At 62.7% G+C, this 5,722-nt stretch carries 5 protein-coding genes and 1 pseudogene; 3 read left to right on the top strand and 3 right to left on the bottom strand.

Features of this window, described 5'->3' with window-relative positions:
- Positions 1 to 30: 30 nt before the first annotated feature.
- Together EN939_RS18465 and EN939_RS39140 are read right to left on the bottom strand one after the other, a co-directional pair.
- On the bottom strand, positions 31 to 669 hold the full coding sequence (locus EN939_RS18465) for a DUF2259 domain-containing protein (RefSeq protein ID WP_236383307.1): 639 nt from the start codon (positions 667 to 669) through the stop codon (positions 31 to 33).
- A gap of 5 nt (positions 670 to 674) precedes the next feature.
- Positions 675 to 878 (bottom strand): hypothetical protein, encoded by a 204-nt coding sequence (locus EN939_RS39140; RefSeq protein ID WP_236383301.1) that lies wholly within the window; start codon positions 876 to 878, stop codon positions 675 to 677.
- 143 nt (positions 879 to 1,021) lie between these two features.
- Between EN939_RS39140 and EN939_RS18460 the strand changes: the two genes are divergently transcribed.
- The 3 genes from EN939_RS18460 (at position 1,022) to EN939_RS18450 (ending at position 5,131) form a co-directional block, all read left to right on the top strand.
- On the top strand, positions 1,022 to 2,929 hold the full coding sequence (locus EN939_RS18460; protein ID WP_127269156.1) for a propionyl-CoA synthetase: 1,908 nt from the start codon (positions 1,022 to 1,024) through the stop codon (positions 2,927 to 2,929).
- A gap of 113 nt (positions 2,930 to 3,042) precedes the next feature.
- Entirely contained in the window at positions 3,043 to 4,125 is a 1,083-nt protein-coding gene (locus EN939_RS18455) for an acyltransferase family protein (protein ID WP_127269155.1), read from the top strand.
- Positions 4,126 to 4,372: 247 nt separating this feature from the next.
- Entirely contained in the window at positions 4,373 to 5,131 is a 759-nt protein-coding gene (locus EN939_RS18450; protein ID WP_127269154.1) for a metallophosphoesterase family protein, read from the top strand.
- Between the two features lie 76 nt (positions 5,132 to 5,207).
- Here the strand turns inward: EN939_RS18450 and EN939_RS18445 are convergent.
- Positions 5,208 to 5,722, bottom strand: a pseudogene (locus EN939_RS18445) (chain-length determining protein); the annotation flags it as partial.

Genomic DNA, 5,722 nt, shown 5'->3' with positions numbered 1-5,722 from the left:
CAGCGGCTGCCGGCGCCTGGGCGTAACCTCTCAGCGTGGCTGCCCGGCCACCGCGAGGAAGCGGCGATCGCGCCCCTCGAAACCCTGGCTGAAACGCTGCACCAGCACAACGATCACCGCCGGCTTGCCGGCCGGGGTGAGTTCGTAGGATTCCGACAGGCTGTAGGAGGTCGGGCAGTTTCTTGAGCCCGGCACGGTCTTGTCCTCGTGCAGGATTTTGAACGGCTTGCCATCCTGGCCTTGCAGCGTCAGCCGGAAGCCGAGGGCCTTGCCCGCCTTCTCACCCTGAAGTGGCTTTTCCTCTTGAAGTAGCTGGTCGCCTTGCCGCGTCACATCGAAACTCGCCGAACAATCGCTCGTGCTGGCCGCCAGGATTTCGTCGAGCTGGATGGTCGAAATGCCTGTTTCGCCATGGAGCGGCGCCAGCCATTTCTGCGACACCTGCTCGAGGTGAGAAATGTCGTTGTAGGCAACCATTTCGCCCGGAAAGGTGAACTTGTCGGAAGCCGCCTGCTCGGCTGGGGATGTGATGGCATATTGGGCGAGAATGGGCGCCGCCTGAGCGGCGGCCTGCGCCCTCGCCTGCTCCAGCGTCAGTGTCGCCTCCTCCGTCTCGTCGACGACGAGGATCGGCTTACCGCCAACGAGCTGATCCGTGCGGGTATCGATGATGTCTATCTGCGACCAGCCAGAGTCCGAGGCGCCGGCGTCGAGCGTTCATATTGCTCGAAGGCGAAATAAGCGCCATCCGGCGAAAAGCCGATGATGTGCCGTGCCGCGGCATCGCCAGCCTGAGCGGTTCCAGCGGAGATCGCGAGCACGACACCCATGACCAATGGGAGCGCAAGGCGCCCGATGATCCGCACAGCAGCAAACATCCCCACTCCAATCTGGAATCGCAATTTCATAGCTGCTTGCCCCCAAGCGCCAGGTCGATATCGGCCGTACAATGGCGTGCATTTGCGGCCAAGGGTAGAGCGCGCTATCTGGAGGGAAGAAAATCATTCCTGGGGAGGTATGGATGGCTTCACGCTATCACGAGGTCTATGAAGGCTGGAAACGCGACCCGGAACGCTTCTGGGCGGACGCAGCCGGCGCCATCGACTGGTATTCGCCCTGGGACAAGGTGTTCGACGCCACGGCTGGCGTCTATGGCCGCTGGTTCACCGGCGCCACCTGCAACACCTGCTACAACGCCATCGACCGCCATGTCGCGGGCGGGCGCGCCGACCAGATCGCGCTGATCCATGACAGCGCGATCACAGGAACGATCAGGAAGTTCACCTATGCCGAGTTGAAGCGCGAGGTGGTTGCACTCACCTCGGTGCTGAAGAACCGTGGTATTCGTAAGGGTGACCGCGTCATCATCTACATGCCGATGGTGGCCGAGGCGGCCATCGCCATGCTGGCCTGTGCCCGCATCGGCGCCGTGCATTCGGTGGTCTTCGGCGGCTTTGCCTCGCATGAGCTTGCCACCCGCATCGACGACGCCAGGCCGAAGCTGATCATTTCGGCATCCTGCGGCCTGGAGCCAGGCCGCGTCGTCGCCTACAAGCCGTTGCTCGACAAGGCGATAGAGATTTCCCGCCACAAGCCGGACGCCTGCCTGATCCTGCAGCGCGACCAATTGCGCTGCGAGCTGAAGGAGCATTTCGACATCGACTACGCCGATGCCGTCGCCCGCGAACGGGCAGCGGGCGCCAATGTCGATTGCGTGCCGGTGCTGGCCACCGATCCGCTCTACATCATCTACACATCGGGCACGACCGGCCAGCCCAAGGGCATCGTGCGCGACAATGGCGGCCATATGGTCGCGCTGAAATGGACGATGGAAAACGAGTTCGGCGTCAAGCCGGGCGAGGTGTTCTGGGCGGCGTCCGATGTCGGCTGGGTGGTCGGCCATTCCTACATCGTCTACGGACCGCTGCTGCATGGCTGCACAAGCATCCTGTTCGAAGGCAAGCCTGTGGGCACGCCCGATGCCGGCACCTACTGGCGGGTGATAGCGGAGCATGGTGTCGTAGCCCTTTTCACCGCACCGACCGCGTTCCGCGCCATCAAGGGGCAGGACCCGAAGGGCGAGTTCATTGCGAAATACGACCTCTCGAAGTTCCGCACGCTGTTTCTTGCCGGCGAGCGCGCCGACCCGGAAACCATCAAATGGGCGGAGCAGAAGCTGAATGTGCCTGTGGTCGACCATTGGTGGCAGACCGAGACCGGCTCGCCGATGACGATCAATCCCGCCGGCCTTGGCCTGCTGCCGGTGAAATACGGCTCGCCCGGCGTGCCGATGCCCGGCTACGACATCCGCGTGCTCGACGATGCTGGCCATGAGGTGCAGCGGGGCACGCTGGGCAATGTGGTGATCAAACTGCCGCTGCCGGCCGGCTGCCTGCCGACGCTGTGGAATGCCGATCAACGGTTCCGCCAGGCCTATCTCGACGAGTTCCCCGGCTTCTACAAGACGGCGGATGCCGGCATGGTCGACGAGGACGGCTATCTCTACGTCATGGCTCGCACCGATGACATCATCAACGTCGCCGGCCACCGGCTGTCGACCGGCGCCATGGAAGAGGTGCTTTCGGCCCATCCCGATGTCGCCGAATGCGCGGTGATCGGCATTGCCGACGCCATGAAAGGCCAGGTTCCGCTGGGCTTCGTGGTGTTGAATGCGGGTGTGACCCGCGATATCGGCTCTATCGAGAACGAGGTGGTCGGTCTGGTGCGCGAACGCATTGGCCCGGTCGCCGCCTTCAAGACGGTGGTGACGATCAAGCGCCTGCCCAAGACGCGTTCGGGCAAGATCCTGCGCGGCACCATGCAGAAGATCGCCGACAAGGAAGAATGGACCATGCCGGCGACGATCGACGATCCGGTCGTCCTCGACGAGATCACCAAGGCCCTGAAGGAACGCGGAATCGGACTTTGAGCCACTGAAGGGTGGGCCGCGGACGACCTTTTCGATCGGCAAGCAATACTTTTATTGTGCGACGCAGCAATGCACCCTAAAGTCGTTCGCGGGGGGACATCGACAAAGGTCGCATGGCTCAGCAGAAGATTACATTTGGTGGCGTAGACATCCTGCGCTTTCTCGCCGCCGTCATGGTCATGGTCTACCACTATGGCTTCTGGGTGTGGGCGTATCCGGACGGTGTTTCGGCGCGCGCCACGGGCGGCGTTCCCCCGCAGCCGGCAATAGGCGCCTGGGTCGAATCCGGCTGGGTCGGCGTCCAGATCTTCTTCGTCATCAGCGGTTTCGTCATCGCCTTCAGCGCCGAAAGGTCGACACCCCTGCAGTTTTTCGAAGCAAGGGTGAAACGGCTGGCGCCGGCGGTTTGGATCTGCGCCCCGGTCACCGCGGTGGTGCTGCTGCTTGTCGGCCTCAGTTGGCCGACCGATGCCGTCATCAGGCTCCTACGCACCGGCCTGTTCGTTCCGTACGCGCCTTGGGTGGACAGCGTCTACTGGACGCTGGGCATCGAGATCGCCTTCTATGCCATCGTCTGGATCCTGCTCAGCTTTGGCCGCTTCCATCTGATGGAGATTGTGGCCGTCGCCATCGGCTTGGTCAGCACGTTGTTCTGGTGCCTCTACTACCCGCTCGGCTGGGCCGATCTTGCCGAAACACGCACACTCGACCTGCTGCTGGTGCATCACGGCGTTTTCTTCGCCACCGGCGTCATGCTGTGGCTGATGCGCTTCAAGGCGGTGACAGGCGCCCGACTTGCCTTCTGCGCCCTGTTCCTGGCCGGTGGTGTGCTGCAGATCGCCAGTTCGGTCGACGTTCATATCCTGAAGGTCGGGCGGGATATGCCGTTCGCGCCGCCGATCCTCATCTTCCTCATTGGCATCGCGCTGATGGCATGGTCTCTGCGGCTCAACCTCTCTTGGAGCGGCTGGCGCCGGATCGGGCTGATGACCTACCCGCTCTACCTGCTGCACGATGTCGTCGGCGCGGCCCTGCTCGGCATCCTGGTTCGCGCCGGTCTGCCACATCTGTTCTCGATGGCGGTCGTCGGCGCGACGATGATCGCGGCAAGCTGGCTGGTGGCGATCGAGGCCGAACCACGCATCCGGCTGCTGCTCGACCACACCGTTTTCCGCTATCGGCTCAAGGCAGCCTGACGACGATCCGGCAGACCGGGCCGGCTGCCGACCTAAAGCATGTCGCGCCTGAGCGGATTCAGGCCCGCTTCAGGCCTTTGTTTCCACAGATCGTTCTCCCAAAACCGAGCTCATTTCTGAGCAACATGCATTTGCGGTCCCGACCCGGCGGGGCTGCATTTTCCACGATTGCGGAATTCTCCGTTTCGGGCATGATAACAGGCACTTATGCCTTCCGTATGAGAGCTTGCCTCGAGACGCCCCGCACGTGACCCTGTTCCAGCGAAAACCCCGGATCGCGGCGCGTGCGCGCCTCGATATCGACATGCAGGACGCCGTCGTCTATGCGATCGGTGACGTGCATGGCTGCTACAAGGAACTCCGTGCCCTGGAGCAGAAGATCCTGCTCGATTCGCTGCGCTTCCAGAGCCGCAAGATCATCGTCATGCTTGGCGACTACATCGACCGGGGGCTTCAGTCGGCCCGGGTGCTGGATCACCTCGTGGCGCCGCCGCCGAAAGGGTTTCAGCGCATTTGTCTTGCCGGCAACCACGAAGTGGCGATGCTGAACTATCTCGACGGAAATCTGTCCCGCAAGCCCTGGCTGGCGACGGGCGGCCTGCAAACCCTGTTTTCCTATGGCATCGATCCGGCGCGCCTCGCCAGCCTCTACGGGAGCAGCGCGCAGATCGACCGACGCATAAGGGAGATCATTCCAGACGATCACGTCAGCTTCCTGCGCGGGCTGCCGATCATGGTCCGTTCGCGGAAGTTCGTGTTCGTCCACGCCGGCATCAGGCCCGGCGTCGACCTTGCGGCGCAAACCGACCACGACCTGGCCAACATCCGTTCGGACTTCTTCGAGGCAACGCACCTGCTCGACCGCTGGGTGGTGCACGGGCATACTCCGGTGGACGTCCCGAAGCTCGAAGGGCGCCGGCTCGGCATCGACACAGCCGCCTTCCAGAGCGGACGCCTGACCGCCGTCAGGATCGCCGACAAGCAAGGCAGGCTGATCTTCTCCTGACGCGCATCGATATTCAGGTGTGCTGACCTGAAGATCGATACACTTCAGAGAGGGTCCACTCGCGCAACGGTCGACGTCACACCGGCGCCTTGCCGCGCACTTCCGACTTTTCCAGATAGTAGCTCGAATATTTATCAAAGAATTTTTCCGACCCGCCGAACGATCCGTATTTGGCCAGTTTCTTCAAATCGACCTTGTTCAGCACCGCGCCGACGATCTTGTTGGCGACATAGGGTTCGGATTCCAGCATCGACCTGACCATCGCGCGTGGGGTGCGCCCCCACTCGGTGACCAGTACAAAACCGTCGACCAACGGCGCGAAGGCCTTGGCGTCGACCACCGGTCCGAGCGGCGGCAGATCGACGACGATGTATTCGAACGTCTCCTTGGCGTTCTCGATGAAGCGTCGCATGCCGGCCGAGGAGAGAAGTTCGCTGGTATGCGAGAAATGACCGCGCAGCACCGCCGGGATGATCGCCAGCTTCGTCTGCCTGTCGATCTTGCCGACGGACTGCCAGGTCTGGCCACTGACCACCGCTTCCATCAAGCCCTGCTCGGTTTCCATGCCAAGGCCCCGGCTGAGGCCGGGAT

The organism is Mesorhizobium sp. M7A.F.Ca.CA.002.05.1.1 (assembly GCF_003998335.1).
Classification (GTDB): Bacteria; Pseudomonadota; Alphaproteobacteria; order Rhizobiales; family Rhizobiaceae; genus Mesorhizobium.
The sequence above is the reverse complement of the archived record's forward strand: the minus strand, read 5'-3'. Positions and strand labels throughout refer to the sequence as shown.

Excerpts from the sequence above, each read along its gene's own strand:
- EN939_RS18460 (WP_127269156.1), top strand. The coding sequence starts at position 1,022 with ATGGCTTCACGCTATCACGAGGTCTATGAAGGCTGGAAACGCGACCCG.
- EN939_RS18455 (WP_127269155.1), top strand. The coding sequence starts at position 3,043 with ATGGCTCAGCAGAAGATTACATTTGGTGGCGTAGACATCCTGCGCTTT.
- EN939_RS39140 (WP_236383301.1), bottom strand. The coding sequence starts at position 878 with ATGTTTGCTGCTGTGCGGATCATCGGGCGCCTTGCGCTCCCATTGGTC.